General features: G+C 68.6%; 18 protein-coding genes. 7 read left to right on the top strand and 11 right to left on the bottom strand.

Features of this window, described 5'->3' with window-relative positions; all coding sequences use genetic code 11:
* Positions 1-147: 147 nt before the first annotated feature.
* The 3 genes from KUA19_RS29815 to KUA19_RS29825 form a co-directional block, all read right to left on the bottom strand.
* Complete coding sequence (locus tag KUA19_RS29815; RefSeq protein WP_217401233.1) at positions 148-2,016, bottom strand: putative Ig domain-containing protein; 1,869 nt, start codon at positions 2,014-2,016, stop codon at positions 148-150.
* Positions 2,017-2,567: 551 nt separating this feature from the next.
* Positions 2,568-3,614 carry a zinc-binding dehydrogenase gene (locus tag KUA19_RS29820; RefSeq protein WP_254550310.1) on the bottom strand — a complete coding sequence of 349 codons (1,047 nt, stop codon included), beginning with the start codon at positions 3,612-3,614 and terminating at the stop codon, positions 2,568-2,570.
* 84 nt (positions 3,615-3,698) lie between these two features.
* Complete coding sequence (locus KUA19_RS29825; RefSeq protein WP_217401235.1) at positions 3,699-6,917, bottom strand: bifunctional cytochrome P450/NADPH--P450 reductase; 3,219 nt, start codon at positions 6,915-6,917, stop codon at positions 3,699-3,701.
* A 290-nt stretch (positions 6,918-7,207) separates the two neighbouring features.
* Here KUA19_RS29825 and KUA19_RS29830 point away from each other — a divergent pair, with 290 nt between their 5' ends.
* Positions 7,208-7,876 carry a TetR/AcrR family transcriptional regulator gene (locus KUA19_RS29830; protein ID WP_217401237.1) on the top strand — a complete coding sequence of 223 codons (669 nt, stop codon included), beginning with the start codon at positions 7,208-7,210 and terminating at the stop codon, positions 7,874-7,876.
* A gap of 132 nt (positions 7,877-8,008) precedes the next feature.
* On the opposite strand, the gene KUA19_RS29835 is transcribed toward KUA19_RS29830, so the two are convergent.
* From KUA19_RS29835 to KUA19_RS29865, 8 genes are all read right to left on the bottom strand, one after another.
* Positions 8,009-9,463 (bottom strand): sensor domain-containing diguanylate cyclase, encoded by a 1,455-nt coding sequence (locus KUA19_RS29835; RefSeq protein ID WP_217401239.1) that lies wholly within the window; start codon positions 9,461-9,463, stop codon positions 8,009-8,011.
* Between the two features lies 1 nt (position 9,464).
* Positions 9,465-10,121: an HD-GYP domain-containing protein gene (locus tag KUA19_RS29840; RefSeq protein WP_217401241.1), complete on the bottom strand. Its 657-nt coding sequence runs from the start codon at positions 10,119-10,121 to the stop codon at positions 9,465-9,467.
* 453 nt (positions 10,122-10,574) lie between these two features.
* Positions 10,575-10,709: a hypothetical protein gene (locus KUA19_RS44125; protein ID WP_302563250.1), complete on the bottom strand. Its 135-nt coding sequence runs from the start codon at positions 10,707-10,709 to the stop codon at positions 10,575-10,577.
* 8 nt (positions 10,710-10,717) lie between these two features.
* The gene (locus KUA19_RS29845) at positions 10,718-11,074 is read right to left on the bottom strand and encodes a zinc-binding dehydrogenase (protein WP_217401243.1); all 357 of its coding nucleotides are present in this window, start codon (positions 11,072-11,074) and stop codon (positions 10,718-10,720) included.
* 73 nt (positions 11,075-11,147) lie between these two features.
* A complete protein-coding gene (locus KUA19_RS29850; RefSeq protein ID WP_217401245.1) occupies positions 11,148-12,371 on the bottom strand; it encodes a cytochrome P450 in 1,224 nt (407 codons plus the stop codon).
* A gap of 57 nt (positions 12,372-12,428) precedes the next feature.
* A complete protein-coding gene (locus tag KUA19_RS29855) occupies positions 12,429-13,832 on the bottom strand; it encodes an NAD(P)/FAD-dependent oxidoreductase (RefSeq protein ID WP_217401247.1) in 1,404 nt (467 codons plus the stop codon).
* Positions 13,829-14,050, bottom strand: coding sequence for a ferredoxin (locus KUA19_RS29860; protein ID WP_217401249.1), 222 nt, complete (start codon positions 14,048-14,050; stop codon positions 13,829-13,831). Before KUA19_RS29860 ends, KUA19_RS29855 begins: the two co-directional genes overlap by 4 nt.
* Before the next feature lie 298 nt (positions 14,051-14,348).
* Entirely contained in the window at positions 14,349-15,053 is a 705-nt protein-coding gene (locus tag KUA19_RS29865) for a TetR/AcrR family transcriptional regulator (RefSeq protein ID WP_217401251.1), read from the bottom strand.
* Positions 15,054-15,187: 134 nt separating this feature from the next.
* Here KUA19_RS29865 and KUA19_RS29870 point away from each other — a divergent pair, with 134 nt between their 5' ends.
* From KUA19_RS29870 to KUA19_RS29895, 6 genes are all read left to right on the top strand, one after another.
* Positions 15,188-16,312 carry a VOC family protein gene (locus KUA19_RS29870; protein ID WP_217401253.1) on the top strand — a complete coding sequence of 375 codons (1,125 nt, stop codon included), beginning with the start codon at positions 15,188-15,190 and terminating at the stop codon, positions 16,310-16,312.
* Positions 16,309-17,247, top strand: coding sequence for a fumarylacetoacetate hydrolase family protein (locus KUA19_RS29875; protein ID WP_217401255.1), 939 nt, complete (start codon positions 16,309-16,311; stop codon positions 17,245-17,247). The genes KUA19_RS29870 and KUA19_RS29875 overlap by 4 nt, the downstream gene beginning before the upstream one ends.
* Positions 17,244-19,133: an acyl-CoA synthetase gene (locus KUA19_RS29880; protein WP_217401257.1), complete on the top strand. Its 1,890-nt coding sequence runs from the start codon at positions 17,244-17,246 to the stop codon at positions 19,131-19,133. Before KUA19_RS29875 ends, KUA19_RS29880 begins: the two co-directional genes overlap by 4 nt.
* On the top strand, positions 19,130-19,483 hold the full coding sequence (locus KUA19_RS29885) for a DoxX family protein (protein ID WP_217401259.1): 354 nt from the start codon (positions 19,130-19,132) through the stop codon (positions 19,481-19,483). The genes KUA19_RS29880 and KUA19_RS29885 overlap by 4 nt, the downstream gene beginning before the upstream one ends.
* Before the next feature lie 2 nt (positions 19,484-19,485).
* On the top strand, positions 19,486-21,042 hold the full coding sequence (gene mhpA, locus KUA19_RS29890; RefSeq protein ID WP_254550311.1) for a bifunctional 3-(3-hydroxy-phenyl)propionate/3-hydroxycinnamic acid hydroxylase MhpA: 1,557 nt from the start codon (positions 19,486-19,488) through the stop codon (positions 21,040-21,042).
* A 164-nt stretch (positions 21,043-21,206) separates the two neighbouring features.
* On the top strand, positions 21,207-21,746 hold the full coding sequence (locus KUA19_RS29895) for a hypothetical protein (protein WP_217401263.1): 540 nt from the start codon (positions 21,207-21,209) through the stop codon (positions 21,744-21,746).
* Positions 21,747-21,953: the final 207 nt, after the last annotated feature.

Genomic DNA, 21,953 nt, shown 5'->3' on the forward strand with positions numbered 1-21,953 from the left:
TTGCACCGTGGGGCCTTCGGGATGGCCTGGCTTCGACAACCACAGCCGTACCCGAAGGCCCCACATCATTTCCGCGCGATGCACCGGATCTGACTCAGATTAGGAACGTGCGATCGCGTCCGCACACGCTGACCTTCAACGGGCGACTCAGGCGAGAGGTTCCTGTCCGCTGGTGCCACCTGTGTCAGCCGGTCCGGTCAATGGTTTCGGGCAGTGACCGTGTCCCCCGGAAACGTAGGGGCAGTTCTTGGTGATCCGGATGGTGTAGGTCTGCGCGTCCGAGCCGGCGCTGTTGGTGGCGGTGACGGTGAAGGTGTACGTCTTGGCCTTCTTCGGGGTGCCGCTGATCACGCCGGTGGAGGTGTCCAGGGACAGCCCCTTGGGCAGCTTGCCCGCGGTGACGCTGAAGGTGGGTGCAGGGAACCCGGATGCTGTGATCGTGAAGTGGTACGGGGCACCGACCGTGCCGTCGACCGGTGGACCGGAGGTGATCACCGGTGGTGTCGGGGCCGGGGTGATGGTCCAGGTGAAGGTCGCCTGGTCGGTGATCGTCGAGCTGGTGGCGGTGACGGTGACGGTGGTCGTCGCGGCCGTGGTGGGAGCGCCGCTGATGACACCAGTGCCCGGGTCGATGCTCAGCCCGGCCGGCAGGCCGGTGGCGGAGTACGCGATCGGGCCGCCGGTGCTCGTCGCGACCACAGGAACCGAGACCACGTCACCGACCGCGTCGGTCTGGTCCGGGATCGGCGACACTGACACGGTGACGAACGCGACCCGGATCAACCGGTTCGCGGCGACGCCGTTGAACACGGTGAAGGCGCCCCCGGCCAGGACGTTGCCGTCCGGCTGGACCGCGACGGCGAAGACCGAGAAGGTGGTCCCGGTGCCGAGGCCGGTGTTGAAGGCCGTGTCGGCGGTGCCGTCGGCGTTCAACCGGATCAACGATCTCACGTCCGCCCCGTTGAACGTGATGAACGACCCGCTCACCAGGACCTTGCCGTCCGGCTGCGCCACCACCGCCGTCGGGGTGCCGCCGGCCGGTCCGGTGCCGAGGTTGGTGTTGAACGCGGTATCGCGGGTGCCGTCAGGGTTCAACCCGACCAGGTGGTTGGCCGCCGACCCGTTCAGAGTCGTGAAGCCGCCGCAGGCGATGATGCCCCCGTCCGGCTGCACCGTCACCGACAGCACGTTCGCATCGAAGCCGGTGCCCAGGGCCGTGCTGAAGGCGGTGTCGCGGGTGCCGTCCGGGTTCAGCCGCACCAGCCGGTTCACCGTCACGCCGTTGAGCGTGGTGAACGTACCTGCCGCGAGGATCTTCCCGTCGGCCTGCAACGCGATCGAGGGCACGGAGTTGTTGAACCCCGTGCCGAGGGCCGTGCTGAAGGCGACTTCGCGGGTGCCGTCCGGGTTCAGCCGCACCAGCCGGTTCACCGTCACGCCGTTGAGAGTGGTGTACAAACCTCCCGCGACGATCTTCCCGTCCGGCTGCACCGCCAACGACAGCACCGACGTGTTGAAGCCCGTGCCCAGCGCGGTGCTGAACGCGGTGTCGCGGGTGCCGTCCGGGTTCAGCCGCACCAGCCGGTTCGCGGTCACCCCGTCGAATGTCGTGAAGTTGCCGCCGACGAGGATCTTCCCGTCCGGCTGCACGGCGATCGCCGACACCACTCCCACCGTCGGCCCCTCGAAGCCCGTGCCGATCGCGGTGCTGAACGCGGTGTCGCGGGTGCCATCGGGGTTCAAGCGCACCAGCCGGTTCGCGGTCACCCCGTCGAAAGCGGTGTAGTCGCCCCCGGCGAGGATCTTCCCGTCCGGCTGCACCGCGAGCACCCGCACCGAGCCGTTGAACGCGGCCCCGAGATTCGCGGCAAACCCGGCATCTGGAGCGACCCACCCCGACGTGGTCGCAGCGGCCGGCGAAGCAATCCCTACCACCAGGGCGAGCACCGCAGCCATCACCGCCACCAGCGACACGCGGGCACGCGACCCGGACCAGGCCAGCGCGTTCAACGCCACGACCCGGTATGGCGTCGGTTCCAGCGGTACCGACTCGGTGTCGCTCGTCGCCGGTCGGGGCTCAGTGGATCGGCTGGTCAAAGCCATTTTTAGTCTCATAAGCGGCAAAATACCTCAAGAACGACTAACAGGCATGAATACCTTTAAATTGCGCAGCAGCCGGTTCGTCCGACAAAGGTGATGTGAGTCACGAGCGCTCACGCGGAGTAGCCCTAACGAGGAGCCTGCCGTTGGCGCCCGGTATATACCCCCTGGGGGTCAAGGGGTCGTCGGTTCGAATCCGGCCAGCCTGACGTTGTGTAAGGCCTGGTCGAAGCCCGTTTCCGGAGTTCAGGAAACGGGCTTCGACGTTCTTCGAGACACGGTTTTTTACACGTACGAGCGTACGGTTTGGCGATCCGAGGGCTGTGGACCTTGGTGCGTCTGAGCTGGCCAAACATTCTTTGATCTTGATCACGAAGTCTGAGCGCGCCGGGACGCACGCAGTAGGCGTATTGCCCTCGGCGGCTGGCGTCTGTGCACCGACGCCAGCCGCGCTTCGAAGGAGCCCGTCATGGGACGAGGATGAGGCGGATCGGGTCGCCGGTCTTGTTCTCCAGCCGGTGGATCGCGGCGGCTGCGTCGGCCAGCGGGATGTGGTCGGTGATGGAGGGCGCCAGGTCGATGCGGCCGTTGGCGGCCAGCTGGACCAGTTCGGCCACGGACTCGGGGAAGCCGCCGTAGTGGCCGCGCACCTGCTTGGACAGGTAGTTGAAGGTCAGGCCTTCGCTGATGGTGAGCGGCTGCGGTGTGATGCCGACCAGGATGAGTGCGCCGTGCTGGCCGAGTACGGCGGCGGCCTGCTCGCGCACCGCCGGGAAGCCAGCGCAGTCGAAGGCGAAGTCCAGGCCGCGTCCGCCGGTGGCGGTGAGTATCTGGTTGGTGAAGTCGTCGGAGGTCGGGTCGAGTGCGAGGTCCGCGCCGAAGGCCAGGGCGCGCTGCCGGGCGCCTGGCAGCGGGTCGATGGCGATGATGGGCGCGGCGCCGACCAGGCGGGCGATGCGGACGTTGTGCGCGCCCACTCCGCCCACGCCCCATACGCCCACGGATTGGGCTGGGCGTACCCCTGCGGTGGCCACGACGGCGGCGTAGGGCGTGGAGACCGCGTCGGGGATGATCGCGGCCTGGTCGAAGGGAAGGTCGTCGGGGATGGGGATGAGCGTGTCCTCGCGGGCGAGGGCGTACTGTGCCCAGCCGCCGTCGTAGTCGATGCCGCGGGTGCGGACCTGGGCGCAGGGCCGGCGCCGTGCGCAGTCGGTGCACCGGTCACAGCTCTGGCCGGCCTCCAGGGTGACGCGCGTGCCCATGGCCAGGCCACGCTGGAGACCAGGCCCGAGGGTGTGGATCACGCCGGAGACCTCGTGGCCGACGGTGACCACGTCGGAGGTGGCGAACAGCGGGACCAGGGAGCCGTCGATCAGGTGGACGTCGGAGAGGCAGACGCCTGCGGCCTTCACTTCGACGAGCACTTCGCCTGAGCCGGGTACGGGTACGGGGACCTCCTCTACGACGAACTTCTTCGAGTCCAGGTGGAATCGTCCGGCGAGCATGGTGTCCATGGTGTTCTCTTTTCTGTGCGTGATGCCCTCGACTGATCGAGGTGCGACGGGTTCTGTAGGCGTGGCGGGCCCGGCGTGTGTGGATCAGGCGAAGACGTCTTGCTGGTAGCGTCCGTCTGTTTCGAGCTGGGCGAGCCACTTGTGGGCGGCCTCGTCGTCGCTGCCGGTGCGTTCGCGGTAGAGGGCGGCGAGTGCGTCGCGGACAGCCGGCGCCATACGGCGGCCGTCGCCGCAGACGTAGACGTACGCCCCGGCTTCGAGCGCCTGCCACACCGCGCCTGAAGCAGCGGTAATGGAGTCCTGGACGAAACGGGCCGGGTGGTCGACGACCGCGGAGAAGGCGGTGTGGATCTGGGCGACACCGGTCTTCTCCCAGGTCTGCATCTCCTGCTGGTAGAAGTAGTCGTGCTCCGGATGCCGGCAGCCGACGAAGACCTGCGACAGGCCGACCTGTGTCCCGTTGTCGTGCTGCCAGGCGCGTTCTTCCAGGAAACCGCGCAGCGGTGCGACGCCGGTACCGGGGCCGATGAGGATGAGCGGCGTGGCGGGGTCGGCCGGCGGGGCGAAGGTCGGCGAGGGCACGCGCACGTAGCCGTAGAAGACGTCACCAGGTTCGAGGTGTGCGATGTAGGACGAGCACAACCCGCGGTACTGGCCGTCGCCGGACAGTGCGGGTCCTTCCACCAGGCCGACCGTCAGCCGGACATGGCGCGGGTCGGCCAGCGGTGAGGAGGAGATCGAGTAGAAGCGGGGACGGATCGGCCCCATCATCGCCAGGAACGCGGCCAACGGCAGGTTGATGGCAGGAAAGCGTTCCAGCAGGCCCAGCACGGAGACGCGCTTGCCGAGGATCTCCTCCTGATAGCGCTGCTCGGCATCGACCGTGTCGACCGTGTAGGCCTCCAACTGCGGCCGGGTCCAGGGGCAGGCGGTGTTCTCGGCAAGGGTCTGGATCTGGGAGCGCGTGGCCACGTCCTGCAGCTCCAGGAACCCGGTGACCAGCAGGCCTGCGGTCACGGGCGTGCCCACGGGCAGGTGGGTCCTGCCGGTGCCGGGCTGGTCGAGGCGCAGCACCTGGTCGTGGTCGACACCCAGCCGCGCCAGCGTCCGCTTGACCAAGGCCGGTTCGTTCTTGGCGAACACGGCCAGGTGGTTGCCGGTGGCGTAGGTGACTCCCTCCGGCAGTTCGACGGTCAGGGACTTCGCCGACGAGCGCGGCGCCTCGATCTGGAAGTCCCACAGGCCGGTCGGGTCGCTGACGAGTTCCTCGTTGGCGACCACGGTCAGCGGGTACGCCTGGGCGGAGACGATCGCCGGGCGCACGTCGGCCTCGGTGAGCAGTTGGACCTGGTAGCGCGGCGCGCTGTCGTCGGAGGTGTCGGCGGCGTACTGCTCGGCCAGGGTGGTCCACAGGGTGTTCATCCAGCGGGTGGCCATGCCGTCGAAGTCGCCGGCGGCGTCGGCCACGCCGCGGTCGATGACCGGGGTGGCGCCGGCGCCCAGCAGGGCTTGCTCGATCCGCTTGGGGAAGGCCTGGTAGGTCGCCACCCATTGGGTGTTGCCGGCGCCCAGCAGCGCGAACCGCACATCCGCCAGGGACCCTTCGGCCAGCCCGGCGCCGATCAGGTCGTCGAAACGTTGGGCGTTGTCCGGTGCCTTGCCGTTGTAGCTGGCGGCCACGACGACGAGCAGACCATCGGTGGGCAGGTTGTCGCCCAGCTCGTCCAGGCTGACCATGCTGGTGCCGAACCCGGAGCGCTCGCCGCGGTCGGCGATCGTGCGCGCCAGATCCTCGCAGCTGCCCAGGCTGGAGCCGTAGGCGACGGTGAGGTCGACCCCGACCCCGCTGACCGCGGCCTGCTGCTGCTTGTCATCGGCTTGCGTGGCCAAGACGCCGAAGACGCTGCGCTCGTGCTCCTGGCGGGTGCGTACGACGAGGTTGAAGTCGCCGGGTTTGCGCGTCAGTGCTTCCCGGACGTCCATCCGGTAGTCGCCGGGGTCGGAGAACTGGAACCGCTGCAGCATCAGCGCGAGGGCCAGACGAGCTTCGGTGAGCGCGAACTGCCGGCCGATGCAGGCGCGCACGCCGTTTCCGAACGGCTTGTAGGCGTGGGGGTGGTGCTTGGCCCGGTTCTCGGGCAGCCACCGGTCGATGTCGAACTCCTCCGGCCGCTCCCATGCCTTGGGGTGGGTGTGCAGCGGGAACATCAGCAGGTTCGTCTTCGTCCCCTGCTTGAGGTGGTAGCCGTCACCGATGACGGTGTCGCGCAGCGGCGCTTTCATGATCTGCGGGATGGGCGCCCACAGCCGCAGGGTCTCCTCCAGCACGCGCGGGATGACATCCAGCTTCATGATCGTCTCATAGTCCGGGACGGTGTCGCCGGGCAGCATCCGGTCCACCTCGGCGTAGGCCCGGGCCAGCACGTGGGGGTTGCGCATCAGCGAGTACGTGGCAAACGACAGCAGCCCGCTGGTGGTCTCGTGACCGGCGATGAGGAACGTCAGCACCTGGTCGCGGACGTTGTCGTCGTCCAGCCGCTTGCCGGTCTCCTGGTCGACGGCCGCCAGCATCAGGCCCAGCAGGTCGTCCTCGGTGGTGCTCTTACCGTGGCGGCGTTCCTTGATCACACTTTCGACCAGCTCGCGCATGAGCGCGATGTTCTGTTGGTACTTCCTGTCGTCGCCCTTGCGGAGTCTGGTCATCATCGGCAGTTCCTGGGTGCGCCGCATCGACTCCACCAGCGCGCCCAGCAGCGACTGGAGGAACGGGTGCAGTTGCTCGGAGCCGAAGGAGTCGAACCGGTACCCGAACCCCGACAGCGCGATGGTGTCCAGGGTGAGCCGGGTGTAGTCGTCGGTGATGTTGACCGGCTGCCCGTGCTTGCGCTGCCACTTGTCCATCAGGTTCTCGGCGATCTCCAGCATCTGCCCGAAGTAGTTCTTCATGGCGCGCTGACTGAAGGCCGGCATGAGGATCCGGTGCGCCATGCCCCATTCCTCTTCGTGCTGGTGGGCCGTGAACAGCCCGGCGCCGGCGTAGTCGCGGACATGGCTCAGCGGAGGCATGATCGGCTTGCCGAAACGGGTCTCATCGCAGACCTCGGTCACGAGGTCGGGGTCATAGACGAAGACGTTCTCCTGGCCGGCGATCTCCAGGCTGAAGATCCCTTCGGGGAACTGCTTGGACAGCTCCCCGAAGTACGCGACCGGATTGGTGCTGGGGATCTGCGGCGTGTGGCCGAGGATCGGGATTGCGCGCGGTGAGCGGATGGGACGGTGCTTGGTCACGGGTTGCGCGGTCATGGGCTTTGCCCCCTTGCGAGAAGTGCGGGTAGCTGTCGCAGCCGGTACGGCGCGGCCACCCGTGGCAGGGATGGTCACCAGCGACATGCGCCGCCGGTGTGGTCAGCACGGGTGAGGAGGCGTCTAGGCAGGCTCACCATCAGCTGACCATACTGTCATCACTGATAAAAGTATCAGTTGATGTGCGGCGGCCCAAGCTCAATGCAGCAAACTGGCTCAGGAGTGATGTAGGTATCAGTTCTGAGGCGTGTGTGACGAACAGATCAGGGCTGCGATAGGTTGCGGATGTGATGAAGTCCGGTTCCCCAGCGTCTGACAGCGCGCTCACGCCGAGCCGCCTCGAGCGGCGCAAGGCACAGACGCGCCAGAAGCTGATCGCCGCTGCTCGCGTGATGCTCGCCGCCGACACGGCTGCGCAAGCGAGCATCCAGGAGATCACCGACGCCGCCGACGTCGGCTTCGGCTCGTTCTACAACCATTTCTCCAGCAAGAACGAGCTGTTCACCACCGCGGTCGACGAGGTCCTGGAGGAACTCGGAGGGCTGCTGGACCAGCTCAGCGTCGACGTCGACGATCCTGCGCTGGCGTTCGCGCAGTCGGTCCGGCTGACCCTTCGCCTGTGCCGCGCCCGCCCGCAGACCTCGGCGGTGCTGGTCCGGCACGGGATGAGCTACGTGGACTCGACGCAAGGTCTGTCCCCCCGAGCGCTGCGCGACATTCAGGCCGGGATGGCATCGGGCCGCTTCACCGTCACCGAACCGGTACTGGCCCGCGCCGCCGTCGCCGGAGCAGTGCTCGCCACCTTGCACCTGTCGCTGACCGATCCCGACCGGGTCGACGACACCGCATGCGACCAGCTCGCCGAGCAGCTGCTGCGCATGCTGGGCGTACCCGCCGAGCAGGCACATACCCTGGCTAACACGCCACTGCCGGTCGCAGAAATGCCCGCACAGAGCTGACCGGCGTCGGCTGCCGCACCGGCGCAACGGCGAACCAGGCGCAACCGGCGCCCGCAGCATCATGATGCCCGCGAGGCCAGGCGACCGCCCAGCCCGTGAGGTCCGCCGGCGTCCGAAGGCGGCGGGTATGCGTCAGGAGGCCACCGTCACCGAGATGGTCTTGTCCCGCTTCGCGGCGTACATGGCATCATCGGCACGGCGCAGGGTTATCTCCGGCGGCTCGTCCGGGCTGCGCACGGCGACGCCGACGCTGATCCTGTGCCCGCGATCGGCCACCGAGGCGGCCATCCGTTCGGCAACCCGTACCGCCTCCTCGTGGTCGGGCACGTCCAGTACTGCGATGAACTCGTCGCCGCCGACGCGAAAGACCTCGTCACTGCCGCGCAGCGCCTTGCGGATGGCGTCGGCGACCTCGGTCAGGGCCCGATCTCCGGCGTCGTGCCCCCACATGTCGTTGATGACCTTGAGGTTGTCGATGTCCGCAGCGACAACCGCCGTGCGCGAGGGGATACTCGAAGCCAGTCGGCCGGCCAGCGGCCCACGGTGGCGCAGGCCGGTGAGCGGATCCGACTCAGCCATGGTCTGCAGCTTCTGCTGTCTTGACATGCGCTCGTAGAACACGGCGGCATTCGTCATCAGCAACTCGAGCACGAACGCGGTGTCCGGGGGCGGCTGGAAGGCGATCTCGTCCATTACCAGCATCGCCGCCTCGAAATCGAGGCGTTCGGTTCCCATGTGGACGGAAGCTGCGATCACGGTACCCACCCCGGCGTCGATGAGCGGTTCGAATCCCCGGGCGTCAAGAACGTTCAGGTTTGCCCGCGAGTGCGCGGCCTGATGTCGGCACGCCGCGTCCACCAGCCTGGACAGGCTCGGCTGCGGCAATGCACTGACCGCGTCGACCAGGCGCCGAGAACCGGTTGCGCAGTAGTCCGCCATGACGATCAGCGGCGGACCGCTCCACTGCGCGGACACGTTGACCCTGCGGACGAGCAGGGCCGCGCACCGCAGCCCGGACAGCTCGACCGCCGCACGGCAGGTGCGGGTCGCCAGCTCGCCGGGATCGTCGGCGGCGGCGATGTTCAACGTGTGACGCAGCAGCCATTGCGGCGCGCTCTCCTTGGACGGGCCGCCCAACTGATGGATCCGCTTTCCGAGCAGGGCACCGATCTTCGTCAGCGCCGCCTCCCAGTCGTCATGATCGGACTGCACGCCGTCGAACTCGACGGTGACCACACCGTTGGTGGGCATGTGGCCGTGGCGCACCGGAGCCGAGACCACCGAGCGGGCCGACCGGTCGGCATACAGGTCGGGGTAGTCGATCGACGCATCGCGCAGTGAAACCGTATGTCCGGTGGCCAGGACACGTCCGGCGATGCCGTAGTTCACTCGCGCCGCTCGGGGCGCGTGCCATACGCCGCTGCAGGCGACCAGGTACAGATGGTTGGCGTTGGCGAGTAGAACATCCACCGACGCGGCCGAGTGGGCGCTCACCGCGGCGGCCACAGCGTTGCACGCGCGATGCACGGAGTCACAGGCACGCAGCGCCTCGTCCGTTTCATCGATAAGTTCCGTCACGGTGGTCATGTCAGCGGCCCCCCTCGCTGCGAGGGGCGACACAACGCCGGCACGGGCAATGACTGGCCAGCTGTTGGGTGCGGCACAGCAGCGCCGGTTCGTCGATGGCGCCTTCGTCGGCAAGGCCGAGGAACGCGTCGACCACCGCCGGATCGAACTGGGTGCCCCGCCCTGACTCCAGTTCGTTACGGGCCTGGGTCACTCCGAGTTTGCGGGCGTAGGGGCGGTCGACGCGCATGGTGGCCCACGCGTCGCACACCGAGATGATCCGTGCCTCGATCGGGATGTCCGTGCCGGCTAGGCCGCGCGGGTAGCCGTCCCCGTCGTACCGCTCGTGGTGGGCGGCGATCGGCGGTGCCAGATCCGGCCGGTTCGCAAGCTCCACGACCAGGCGTGCTCCTTCCTGCGGGTGGCGGCGCATCTGCTCCCACTCCTGCGCGGTGAGCCGACCAGGCTTGGCCAGCAGCGACTGATCGAGGACGATCTTTCCGACGTCGTGCAGCCGCGCCGCAGCCGCCGTACGCACCTGTGCCAAACGATCGAGGCCCAACCGCGCGGCTGTCTGACCCGCCCACCGGGCGACCGCAGCCGCGTGCTCCCATTCACCGAGAACCGCGTCGACCTTGTCGGCCAGCCACACGAGCTCGCGCGGCAGCTCGGTGTCCAAGTCGACGTGCGGCGTCAGTAGACCGACCGACCCGGTCGGCGTGAAAGATTCCCCCATGTTTGCTGCTCCTGTGCAAGTCGTAAGGAAGAGTCTGGGCATCGGTCACCGGCAGGCAACGAGAAGCCGCCCACTGAAACGGGGCAGCTGCTCAGCCGGCGTGCGCGAACGGGTTCGCGTGCGGGCCGGGTACCAGAAGTTGGCCCAGGCTTCCGACTCATAGTTGATGGCTTGATCTGTACTGACGAAACTATCAGTTGGTTGCCAGGGCGCCAACGATTTGCGGAGAATGTCGGAAGTGAGGTAAATATCAGTTCTGAGGTGGGGCAACCGGTATACGCGGAGTACGAGGGCGAGGAGGCCTCGGCTAGCAGGATCGGAGGGCCGGCCGGCCGCGGTAAGCGACGCGGGCTCGCAGCCCACGGATCGCGTCGGCAGGGGTGTTGATGGTGGTGTTCATCCGTGCGGGGGGATGACCTCGCGTCCGCAGATCTTGCCGTGGTGTAGGAGTCGGTAGGCCTCGTCGGCGCGTTCCAACGGGAAGTGCTCTACGAGCGTCGTGATCTTCTGCTGCTGGGCGAGGGTGATCACTCATGAGTTCAGGGATGAAACCCCAGCGCGGTGAGGCGACTGAACACTCGTGCGGCGGGTTCGCGAAGCTGACGGGCGGGGTTTCGAACGGTTGCGCCGCCGAGACCAACGACGATGGTCAGGTGGCCCAGCACCCGGGCCACCTGGGCCGCTATCCGTAGCGTCGGGTCGACGCCGAGCATGTCGAGCACCAGCTCGGCGCCCTGCTGCCCGGCATGTCTTCGATGCGAGCGACCGCCTGGTCGCCTGAGAGCAGGGCCCTCCTGTGCGCCCATGCGCTTGGCGGTTTCCAGCTTTGCCGCGTCGGTGTCCACGGCGAGGAGGGTGGTCGCCGCGCTGAGCGCTCGCAGAATCTGGATCGCCATCTGGCCCAGGCCACCCGTCCCGATCACCAGGGCGGTCGAGCCCGGTCCCAGCAGGTGCAGCGACCGCTGCGAGTCAGTCGCCGATCCCGTCGATGTCGACCAGCACGTGGCGTGGGCCGCGGAAGATCTGGTTGTGGCGGTACGGCGGCGGATCCTCGACGAGCCGCGGGTTCTGCACGCGGCGGAAGAACTCGCTGACCGCAACCTGGACCTCCAGGCGCGCCAGCGGGGCACCGAAGCAGTAGTGGATGCCCTGGCTGAACCCGACGTGCTCGTTGTCCGGGCGTTCGAGGTCGAGCTTGTCGGGGTTGGCGAACCGGAGCGGATCGCGGTTGGCCGAGCCGTAGCACACGAAGATCGTCGAGCCCGCCGGGATGGTGGTGCCGGCGATCTCGATGTCTTCGAGGGCGGAGCGGGTGTGCCAGAACTGGACCGACGACTCGAAGCGCAGCAGCTCCTCGATCCCGGGCACGATGAGCTCGGGCCTGTGGCGCAGTTTCTCGAGCTGGTCGGGGTGACGCAGCAGGGACAGCACGCTGTGGGCGATCAGGTTGACCGTCGTCTCATGCCCGGCGAAGAGCATGAGCATCGCATTGCTGACCAGCGACCCCTCAGGCAAGCGGCCTTCCGGGCCGGTGTCGTTGCACATCGCCGACAACATTCCTGGGCCGGGCTGCTTGCGGTACTGGTCGAACAGGTCGGCCAGAAACTGCTTCATCTGGGCCACCCGAGCGGGCACCGCCGCCAGGCGGTGCTGCTGCTGCGGGTCGCTGGCCTGCGGGCCGAGGTCCAGCCCGTCGAGGGCTGTCTCGATCCAGTCGTGGAACAGCGGAATCGACTCCAGCGGCACGCCCAGAACCTTGCAGATGACGGTCACAGGCCCCGGGAAGGCGAACTCGTCGACCACGTCGACACGGGTCTTGCCCTTCATGCCGTCGAGCAGTTCGGCGAAGATGCGCCGGATCTCGGGCTCCATGTCGGCGATCATGTGGGGACGTTCGGGCGGCCCGAAGTGGCGCATCACCCGACGGCGATCCACATCGTGCTCCGACGGGTCCTCGGTGATGATCGTCGCCTCGAAGGGGTCGACCCCCGGGATCGCCCCGGGGCGCTTCCTCGTGTCCGAGCTGACCCTGGGGTCGTGGAGCAGCTCGACGACCTCCCGGTACGTGCTGACGACGTACACACCGTCGGGCTGGCGCGACACCGGGGTCTTGCGCAGCTGTTCGTAGAACGGGTACGGATTGGCGCGGTTGACGTCGCGGAGGGCCTGCTGCCAGGGCGTTTCCTCGGCCATGAGGCTCGCCTCCTTCCTGTTGCTGCTGCCGGTCACCACGCTCGATCGCCAGGCGGGTCAGTGACCCCGAGGCCGGAACTCAGCCGTCCGCTGGTTCGGGTCGTGGCCGGTCAAGACGACGTCGGACGTCGCCGCCGGGACGCCCGGCTCCGGGAACTCAGCCGGGACCGGCTTCATGTCGTCGGGCCGGTCCCAGCCCGATGGCGGAGGCGGGAACGGCGCCGACTGCTCGATCAGCCGCCCGTAGTACTCCAGCCACTTGCCACTGTTGAAGGTGACGGCGGCGACGATGCGCCCCCGGCGGCCGTACGCGGCGGCGAAGCGTCGCTGCTGAACCGAGCCCTGCGTGAAGGCGATCTCGTCACCGAAAGGCGGCACGCCGACGGACTTGATGTTGACGCCGAACTGGCCGGACCAGAACCCGGGCAGCAGCAGATGCGGGCGGTAGTCGGGCTCCAGGTTCACCATGTTGTGGGCTGCGACCTCGGCTCCGAGGACGGCGTTGTCCCAGTGTTCCATCGCCAGGAACTGGTACTCGTACAGCACGTGGGGCGCGCGCGCCACGTCACCTGCCACGTACACGGAGTCGGTCACCACGCCGTTGATGTCGAACGCACGACCGCCGGCGTCGCAGCCGACACCCCAGAACCCGGCCGCCAGCCCCGATCCCTCCAGCCATTCCACGTTGCGGACCGAACCCAGCGAGGCCAGCACCACGTCGGCCTCCACGGTGGTGCCGTCGGAGAGCCGGGCCCGGCGCACGTGTCGGCTCGCGTCGCCCTCCAACGACAACACGCCCACCTCGCAGCGCAGGTCGACGCCGTGGTCGCGCTGCATCTGCGCGGCGATCTCGCCGATCACCCCACCGAGCGCCCCGGCCAGCGGCGCCGAGCCCCGCTCGACGAGGGTCACCGGGATGTCGAGTTCCCGGCACACCGAGGCCGCTTCGCAGCCGATGAACCCGCCGCCGATCACCAGGACCCGCGACGGCCCCGCCGCCAGCGCCTGTCGCAGCCGCGCGGCGTCGTCACGCGAGCGCAGCGTGTACACCCCCTCCAGCGCGGCCTCGGTAGGGTTCGGCCACTGGCGTGCGCGGGTGCCGGTGGCGATCATCAACCGGTCATACGGCACTCGTTCACCGTCGGCCAGCACGACCTGTTTTTCGGTCCGGTCCAACCCGGTCGCGGCCACGCCGAGGCGCCACTGCGCATCCAGTTCCCGCAAGCGGGGGAGTTGGGTGTTTTCGGCCGGCACCCAGCCCTTGAGCACCTGCTTGGACAGCGGCGGGCGGTCGTAGGGTTCGTAGGGCTCGTCGCCGATGATCGTCAGCGGTCCCGTGAAGCCTTCCTTCCGCAGGGCTTCGGCGCCGCGCAATCCTGCCAGGGAGGCGCCGACGATGACGATCCGGCCGTTGGCCTTGAAGTCGCGCACCAGCTCTGCGACCCTGGCCGGCACGGTCATGACGGCACGCTCCGCGGCTGCGCACCTTCCAGGCGGTCGATCACGATAGCTTGGACGGGGCAGGCCGCGGCGGCTCGCTCGACTTGAAGGCGGCGCTCGTCATCGGGGTTCGGGTCGTAGGCGAGCGTCTCCTCACCGCTGAGCCTGAAGACCTCGTGCGCCAGAAACACGCACTGTGCGTATCCCTGGCACCGGTTCAGGTCCACGACGATCCGCATCGGAAGTCTCCTTCCATCCTGGCCGTCCCACCGGTCCTGGCGGTATCTCGGCTACGCGCGGTTGCCGCCAGTCGGCCCAGCCGGGGAAAGCGAATCTCGTCCAGCCCGACAGCGGTCCGCCGGGTGCCAACGTGTGCGATGTCCGTGGCCATCCGTTGGGGCTGCCGGCAAGACCTAGCTGGGGCCTGCGGCGCGCCTGGCGGCTCATCATTCGCAGTGGTCGCTCGGCGCAGGAAGGCCTCACCCCACGCCTCGTCAGCATTTACGCTACCAGGGAAGCCTTACGCCTACCCGACAACTACTCGAGGCCTGGAGGCTGCTCGTTGGCCAGGTGTCGTGGCTCAACGGCCCGTTTCGTCAACGGGGGATCGATCAGGCTGGGTAGCGGACGTTGGCATAGCTCGCTCGCCTCCTCGCCCGGCATGCCCAGCATGCGCAGCACGGTTTGTGCGACCAGGTCGGTCGATGTGGCGTGGTCGCGTTCGGGTTGGTCGTGCAGCAGGCGCCCGAGGCACAAAACGGCGCCGACGACCACAACCATGGCCAGGTCGGTGTCAGGGACGATGAAGCGGCCGGCAAGCACCGCGCGGTCGATGTCACGGCTGGCGCGCCGCGCGAGGCCGTTGTCGACCGTGGCCATGGCCAGCCCGAACGTGAACAGAACCTGGCTGAGCCCGGGTTCTCTGCGATGGATCCGCCCGGTCAATCGGAAGCTCTGCGCGAAGGCGTGGGCCGGGTCGTCCAGGCTGGCGCTCAATTCGTCGAACTGGTTCCCCCGGCGCTCCAGGCCATCCTCGACCGCGGCTCGGAACAGCTGTTCTCTGCTGTCGAAGTGGTTGTAGAAGGAGCCCATCCCTACGTCGGCCGCCTGGGTGATCTCGAGGATGGGCGCGTTCAACCGGCCTGCCGCGACGACGGACTGCGCGGCCTGTATGAGCGCCGCCCTGGTACGCGCTTTGCGCCGTTCCTGCCTACTGGCGATGTCTGTGCTGTTCTGGCCCATGACCGGCCACCTCACAGTCGTAAATCATCAATGTTAGCGACACAAGTCAGCGATGACGAAAACCTCAAACATTTGACTGACAGTCTCCTCGTAGGTGATGATTTCATCAAGACCTTTCGAGGAGGGTGTCGACGATGCACGACCCGCACACCGGTCTGCACAGCGAGCACGGCGCGCTGCCCGAGGAGCACCCTGGCCGGGCCCGTCAGCCGATCATCAAGGTGCGCGACCTGGCCTGGCTCGAGTTCCACAAACCGGACCTGCAGCGCGCCGAGATGTTCGCCCACGCGTTCGGCTTCACGACGTCACTACGCACCCAGCAGGAGCTTCATCTGCGCGGCACGGACCGGGCAGCCCCCTGCGTTCTGATCCGCCGCGGCCCGCGCTCGCGGTTCATCGGCCCGGCCTTCACGGCCGTCGACGCCCGCGACGTGCTGCGTCTTGCCGAGGCCACCGGCACGACAGTCGCACCGCTACCGGAAAGCCTCGGCGGGGTAAGCGTGGACCTGGTCGACCCGAACGGGACCCGCGTACGCGTCGTGGCCGACACACACGACCTGCCGGCACTGCCCGCGCAGCAGCCGCTGCCGTGCAACGTCGGGCACGACCCGGTGCGGCTCAACCACACCCAGCGGCCGCCGCGCGAGCCGGCCAGGGTGCAGCGGCTCGGCCACGTCGTGCTGCAGTCGACGAAATACGTGCAGACGCTCAACTGGTATCTGCAGCACCTCGGCCTGATCGTCAGCGACTTCCTCTACTACCAAGGCCAGCGCGAACGCGGCCCGGTGATGAGCTTCATCCGCTGCGACCGCGGCCCCATGCCCACCGACCACCACACCCTCGCGCTTGCCCTCGGCCCCGCCAACCGATACGTGCACTCCGCCTACCAGGTCGCTGACCTCGACGCGCTGGCAGCCGGCGGAGAGCACCTGCGCCAGCACGGCTACCGGCGGTCCTGGGGCATAGGCCGCCACATCCAGGGCAGCCAGATCTTCGACTACTGGCGCGACCCGGACGGCTTCCTGGTGGAGCACTTCAGCGACGGCGACCTGTTCGACAGCACCTTGGAGGCGGGCTGGGCACCGATGACTGCCTCCGGCCTGGCCCAGTGGGGTCCGCCCGCCACCAGTGACTTCCTCGGGATCAAACCCGGCCGGCAAGCACTTGCCGAACTACGCGCGGTCGCCGCCGCACTGCGTGAGGACAACGAGTTCGACCTGCACCGCCTTCGCGGCCTGATGAAAGTTGCCACCACATGACCATCTCCGTCCTGCGTACCGCCGACGCCTGGTGGGCGCGCACACCCACCGGCGCGGCCAAGATCGCCACCGAGGCGACCACCACCGGTGAACTGCTCGCCGACGGGCTGGCCATCGCCGCCGCGACCGCAAGCGCCGACACCGTCCCGGTCGACACGCTGGCCCTGGTCTCGCCGGTGACGGCACCATGCCGGGTCGTGGCACAGATGACCAACTACGCCTCGCACGTGACCGACACCGGCGGCGATCCCGCCACCGTCCCGATGACCTTCTTCCGCAAGACGTCCGGTTCGATCAGCGGCCCGTACGACGACGTGGTCCGGCCCGCCCACGTGCGCCTGCTGGACTACGAGGCGGAGATCGGCCTGGTCATCGGGCGGCAGATGCCGGTCGGCACGACCGTCACCGAGGACAACCTCGCCGACTACGTCGCCGGGCTGGTCGTCACCAACGACGTCTCCGCCCGCGACGTCCAGCTGCCCCAGACCCAGTTCTACGAGGCCAAGTCCTACCCGACATTCACCCCGGTCGGCCCGCTGCTGGTGCTGCTCGACGCCGACGAGCTCAAACGCTTCACCGACCTGCGGCTGACGCTGCGGGTCAACGGCGAGCTGCGGCAGGACCAGACAGCCGCCGACATGATCTACTCCCCGGTCCGGGCGCTGCAAAGCCTGACCCGGTTCCAGCAGCTGGAACCCGGTGACCTGCTGCTCACCGGGACACCGGTCGGCACCGCGCTCAGCGCGCCGCCCAAGCCGGTCCAGTTCATCGCCTCGCTACTGCCGCCCGCCACCAGGTGGAAGCTGTTCTTCGCCGGCCAGGCCCGCAACCCCAAGTACCTCAAGGACGGCGACATCGTCGAGGCCACGATCGCCACCGACGACGCCACGATCGACCTCGGCACCCAGCGCACGGTTGTCCGGGACGCCCGATGACAGAACAGCTGCTGTGGCCTCCCTATGCCACACCCGGCGACCTCGCCGCGATCGAAGCCGTGCCCCTGCAGGAACGGGGCCTACCCGAGTCGACCTACGCCCTGCTTGCGCGCGCGGCCGAGCACTGGCCCGACCGCACCGCCGTCAGCGTCCTACCCACCGCCGCGCGCTGGCGCGAGCCGGCGCAGCGCACCTTCGCCCAACTGCTGGCCGATGTCCACCGCTACGCCAACCTGCTGCACCATGTCGGCGTCGGACGCGGTGACGCGGTGGCGCTGATGTCACCCAACTGCGCCGAGCTGGTCACCGCGACGCTCGCCGCTCAACTCGCCGGGATCGCCGCACCACTCGGCGGCGGCCTGTCCCGGCAGCACCTGGCGGAGCTGCTGCGCCGCAGCGGCGCCCGGGTGCTGGTCACGGCCGGACCCGACCTCGCGCCCGGTACGTGGGACACCGCACAGGCGCTCATCGGCGACGGCATACTCGACACCGTACTGGCGATTGGCCCCACCGCTGCCGCGGGCGGACTGCAGCCGCTGCCGGTCGTCGACGGCGTGCGCATCGGCTACCTCGCCGAGCAGGCCGCCGCGATGGACCCGTCGGGTTTCGGCGGTGACCTGCCCCGCCGCGGCGACCTGGCTGCGATCTTCCACACCGGCGGCACCACCGGCGCACCGAAGCTGGCCGCGCACACCCACGCCAACGAGGTCGCCGACGCCTGGATGCTGGCCGCCGGATCCATGTTCGACCAGCAGACCGTGGTCCTGGCGGCCCTTCCGCTGTTCCATGTCAACGCGCTCGTGGTCACGCTGCTGGCACCGCTGTTCAAGGGCCAGCACGTGGTGTGGGCCGGCCCGCTCGGCTACCGCGACCCCGACCTGTTCCCGGAGTTCTGGCAGATCGTCGAGCACTACCGCATCGCCGCCATGAGCGCCGTACCCACGGTGTACGCGGCCTTGACGCGATATCCGGTCGACGCCGACATCAGCAGCCTGCGCCACCCAATGGTGGGCGCATCACCGCTGCCGGCCGCCGTCCGCGACGGCTTCCAGGCGCACACCGGCGCCACCCTGGTCGAGGGCTACGGACTCACCGAGGCGACCTGCGCCACCGCACGCACCTTCCCCGACGCGCCACGACCCGGGTCGGTCGGTCAGCGCCTGCCGTACCAGCACGTCAAAGCGATCGCCATGGCCACCGACGGCACCTGGCACACGCTGCCCGCCGGCGGCACCGGCGTGCTGGCCATCAGCGGCCCGACCGTCTTTGCCGGCTACGTCACCGGCCGCGACAGCCACGGCCACGTCCTGCACGGGCTCGGCAAGCTGACCGACGGCTGGCTGGACACCGGCGACCTGGGGCACGTCGACGCCGACGGCTTCGTCCACCTCACCGGCCGCGCCAAGGACCTCATCATCCGCGGCGGGCACAACATCGACCCCGCCATCGTCGAAGACGCGCTCACGTCACATCCCGACGTCGTGGCGGCGTGCGCCGTCGGCCGGCCCGACCGGCACGCCGGGGAGGTCCCCGTCGCCTACGTCACCCTCGCCTCGGGTGCCACCGCGACACAGGAGCAGCTGCGCGACTGGGCCCGCGACCGCGTGCCCGATCCCACCGCCGCACCCAAGACCGTCACCATCCTCGACGAACTGCCCGCCACTGCCGTCGGCAAGCTCTACCGCCTCGCCCTACGCATGGACGCGATCCGGGCCGAACTGCACACCGCACTGCGCGACATCACCGCAGTACAAGAGATCGACATCGCCGTCGAGGGCAGCACCCCGACAGCCGTCATCACGGTTCGATCGGCTGCCGACGAAGCGGCCGTCAAAGCGGTCCTGGACCAGTACACCATCGCCTGGCGCACGGAGGTAACACCATGACACTGCCCACCACCATCCTCGCGGTACTGCTCGCCCTGGCCTTCGCCGCCCTGGGCACCGCGAAGGTCAGGGCCGTGCCGGCCATGCGCGAACTCGCCGCCGAGGCAGGCTTCACCACCGCCGCCTACCGCCGCATCGGAGCGCTCGAACTCGCCGCCGCCGTCGGAGTGCTCCTTGGACTGATCCAGCCGCTGATCGGCGCGCTGGCCGCGGCCGGACTGCTGCTCCTGCTCACCGGCGCCATCGTCGTACACGTACGCAAAGGCGACGGCCCGCGCAAAGCCGCCCCGGCCATCGTCTGCGCCCTGCTCGCCGTCGCGTACCTGATCCTGCTTCTGGCCGGGGCGTGACCATGGTGCCCGTGGTGATAGTCGGCGCCGGCCCCACTGGGCTGACCGCCGCGACGCTGCTGGCCCAGTACAGCGTGCAGTGTCTGCTGCTCGAGCGGTGGCAGTCGGTCTATCCCCAGCCTCGTGCCGTGGCTGTCGATGACGAAACCCAGCGGATCATCGCCCGCCTCGGGCTGGGCGAGGAGTTCGCCGCCGCCTCCCGGCCACACCAGGGCATGCGCCTGCTCGACCGCAACCTGCGCGTACTGGCCGAATTCCGGCGCCGTCGCGACGGCGGCCGGCACGGCTTGCCCGAGGGGAGCATGTTCGACCAGCCTGAGCTGGAGCAGCTGCTGCGCGACAACCTGAAGCGGTACCGCACCGCCACCCTTCGCGGCAACGTCGAAGTCACCGCCCTCACACAGCAGACCGACGGTGTGCGGGTCGACTTCACGGACCTGGCCACCGGCGAACAACACTGCGTCCGGGCGGGCTACGTCCTCGGCTGCGACGGCGCCAACAGCCCGACGCGTACCGCGATCGGGGCCACGATGACGGACCTGAGGTTCACCCAGCGCTGGCTCGTCCTCGACGTGGACACCGACGCCGACCTCGGCCACTGGGAAGGCGTCCACCAGGTCTGCGACCCGCGGCGGGCCGCCACCTACATGCGCGTCGGCACGACCCGCCACCGCTGGGAGTTCGCGCTGACCCCCGGCGAGACCGCCGACGACTACCGCCACATGCCCCGGCTGCATCCGCTCATCGCCAGATGGACCGCAGACGTGCCGGCCGACCGGCTGCAGATCGTCCGCATGACCGAGTACACCTTCCGCGCGCAGGTCGCCGACCGGTGGCGCGACCGCCGCGTGTTCCTGCTCGGCGACGCCGCCCACCTCACCCCGCCGTTCGTCGGCCAGGGCATGGCCGCCGGCCTGCGCGACGCCATGAACCTCGCCTGGAAACTCGCCGGAGTAGTCGGCGGTACGCTGCCCGAGTCCGTGCTCGACAGCTACCAGACCGAGCGCGCTGCTCACGCCCGCTCGATGATCCGACTGGCGATTCTCGTCGGGGTGATGATGACTGACGACAGGCCCCTGGTCGGGTCGGTGGGCCGCGCTGTCCTGCGGTGGCTGCGCGTGTTGCCCGCGTTCAGGAGGCTGGCCGGCAGTAGCCAGACACCGGCGCTGTCGCGTTCGGCACTGGTGGCCCGGCCGCGGCTCGGCCGCACGTTGGCCGGACAGCTGTGCCCGAACGCGCTGCTGGACGACGGTCGGCGCTTCGACGACGTCGCCGCGGGCCGGTTCGCATACGTCGGCTGCGAGCAGCCGTCCGCCGCAGAACAAGCCGATCTGACATCCGCCGGAGTAGTCGTCGTGCACGCCCCACGTGGCGGCGAACTCCACCGCTGGCTCAGGCAGGCAAGGGCGCGGGCCGCGCTCGTGCGGCCCGACGGCACGGTGCTGAGCGTGGGACGCAGCTTGTCGACACTGCATCGCCATCTGCTGGCCTTCGGCACCGAGCCGGCGCCGAGGACCGCTGCGGACAGCGACCAGGACCTGCGAGTAGCCGGGCAATGACCGCCGTCGGTCACAGCGACCGCAGGCCTGCTTTGCCACATATCCAGCCGGCATCGCAAACGCGCGAGATACTCACTTGTACTGCCGTTCCGGGGTGAAAGACATTTTCAATTACGATATGGACATCAGGCTGCCGTGCCTGCAAATGCCTATGAGGAGAAGGTGTGGGAGCACCTGAATTGAATCCCGGCAAGGCGGCAGACGCCGTGCTCGCGGAGTATGCGTCACTGCGCGCCGAGCTTCTTCAAAAACTCGGAACGCAAAGCACGATAATCAACCTCAACCTGACGGCAATAGCCGGTATCGGCGGGATCGTCATTACGCAGCGGGCCGACATCCGGCTGCTGCTGATGCTGCCCGTGATCTCCGGCGCACTGGGACTGCTGGCATTCGGCGAGGCACGCGACGCCACCGTCATCGCGACATACATCCGCGACCACCAGGCGCCGCTGCTGGCGCAGTACATAGGCGACCAGCGACTGTTCCAGTATGAGCGGTACTTCCAGGACAACAGAGGAAGTCTGCGGCCGGTGCTGATCAGCCTGGTTGTCGGCCTCGTGTTCCCCGGCATCTCGCTGGCTTCGCTGTACCTCGTCTGGCCTTGGCTGAGGTCCCCCCTGGACTGGACGGCATGGGGTCTGGGCGCGGTTCTACTCGCGTTGAACGGCCTGGTCTGGGTGGTGCTGTGCGGTCGGCGGCGGTGACGGACGGGATCCGGAGAAGCCCGCGCAAAGGGCGGGTGGAGCGACTTCGACGAGCGCCATCTCGACGAGTTCGCCGTTGAGGACGCCAACTCCGGCGGCGACGAACCTACACGGTGGCGTACTGCGGAGACGGTGACGCCGAGCAGGCGCTGGCCCGGTACACAGCGGTCCTGCGCCACGTCGGCTCCAGCGTTACGGCTCTGGGCT

The sequence above is a fragment of the Catellatospora tritici genome, from assembly GCF_019083965.1.
Classification (GTDB): Bacteria; Actinomycetota; Actinomycetes; order Mycobacteriales; family Micromonosporaceae; genus Catellatospora; species Catellatospora tritici.

What these genes read in the sequence shown, in the direction of transcription:
- KUA19_RS29820 (WP_254550310.1), bottom strand. Translation starts at nt 3,614, where the DNA reads ATGGACACCATGCTCGCCGGACGATTCCACCTGGACTCGAAGAAGTTC.
- KUA19_RS29825 (WP_217401235.1), bottom strand. Translation starts at nt 6,917, where the DNA reads ATGACCGCGCAACCCGTGACCAAGCACCGTCCCATCCGCTCACCGCGC.
- KUA19_RS29830 (WP_217401237.1), top strand. Translation starts at nt 7,208, where the DNA reads ATGAAGTCCGGTTCCCCAGCGTCTGACAGCGCGCTCACGCCGAGCCGC.
- KUA19_RS29835 (WP_217401239.1), bottom strand. Translation starts at nt 9,463, where the DNA reads ATGACCACCGTGACGGAACTTATCGATGAAACGGACGAGGCGCTGCGT.
- KUA19_RS29845 (WP_217401243.1), bottom strand. Translation starts at nt 11,074, where the DNA reads ATGGCGATCCAGATTCTGCGAGCGCTCAGCGCGGCGACCACCCTCCTC.
- KUA19_RS29850 (WP_217401245.1), bottom strand. Translation starts at nt 12,371, where the DNA reads ATGGCCGAGGAAACGCCCTGGCAGCAGGCCCTCCGCGACGTCAACCGC.
- KUA19_RS29855 (WP_217401247.1), bottom strand. Translation starts at nt 13,832, where the DNA reads ATGACCGTGCCGGCCAGGGTCGCAGAGCTGGTGCGCGACTTCAAGGCC.
- KUA19_RS29860 (WP_217401249.1), bottom strand. Translation starts at nt 14,050, where the DNA reads ATGCGGATCGTCGTGGACCTGAACCGGTGCCAGGGATACGCACAGTGC.
- KUA19_RS29865 (WP_217401251.1), bottom strand. Translation starts at nt 15,053, where the DNA reads ATGGGCCAGAACAGCACAGACATCGCCAGTAGGCAGGAACGGCGCAAA.
- KUA19_RS29870 (WP_217401253.1), top strand. Translation starts at nt 15,188, where the DNA reads ATGCACGACCCGCACACCGGTCTGCACAGCGAGCACGGCGCGCTGCCC.
- KUA19_RS29875 (WP_217401255.1), top strand. Translation starts at nt 16,309, where the DNA reads ATGACCATCTCCGTCCTGCGTACCGCCGACGCCTGGTGGGCGCGCACA.
- KUA19_RS29880 (WP_217401257.1), top strand. Translation starts at nt 17,244, where the DNA reads ATGACAGAACAGCTGCTGTGGCCTCCCTATGCCACACCCGGCGACCTC.
- KUA19_RS29885 (WP_217401259.1), top strand. Translation starts at nt 19,130, where the DNA reads ATGACACTGCCCACCACCATCCTCGCGGTACTGCTCGCCCTGGCCTTC.
- mhpA (WP_254550311.1), top strand. Translation starts at nt 19,486, where the DNA reads ATGGTGCCCGTGGTGATAGTCGGCGCCGGCCCCACTGGGCTGACCGCC.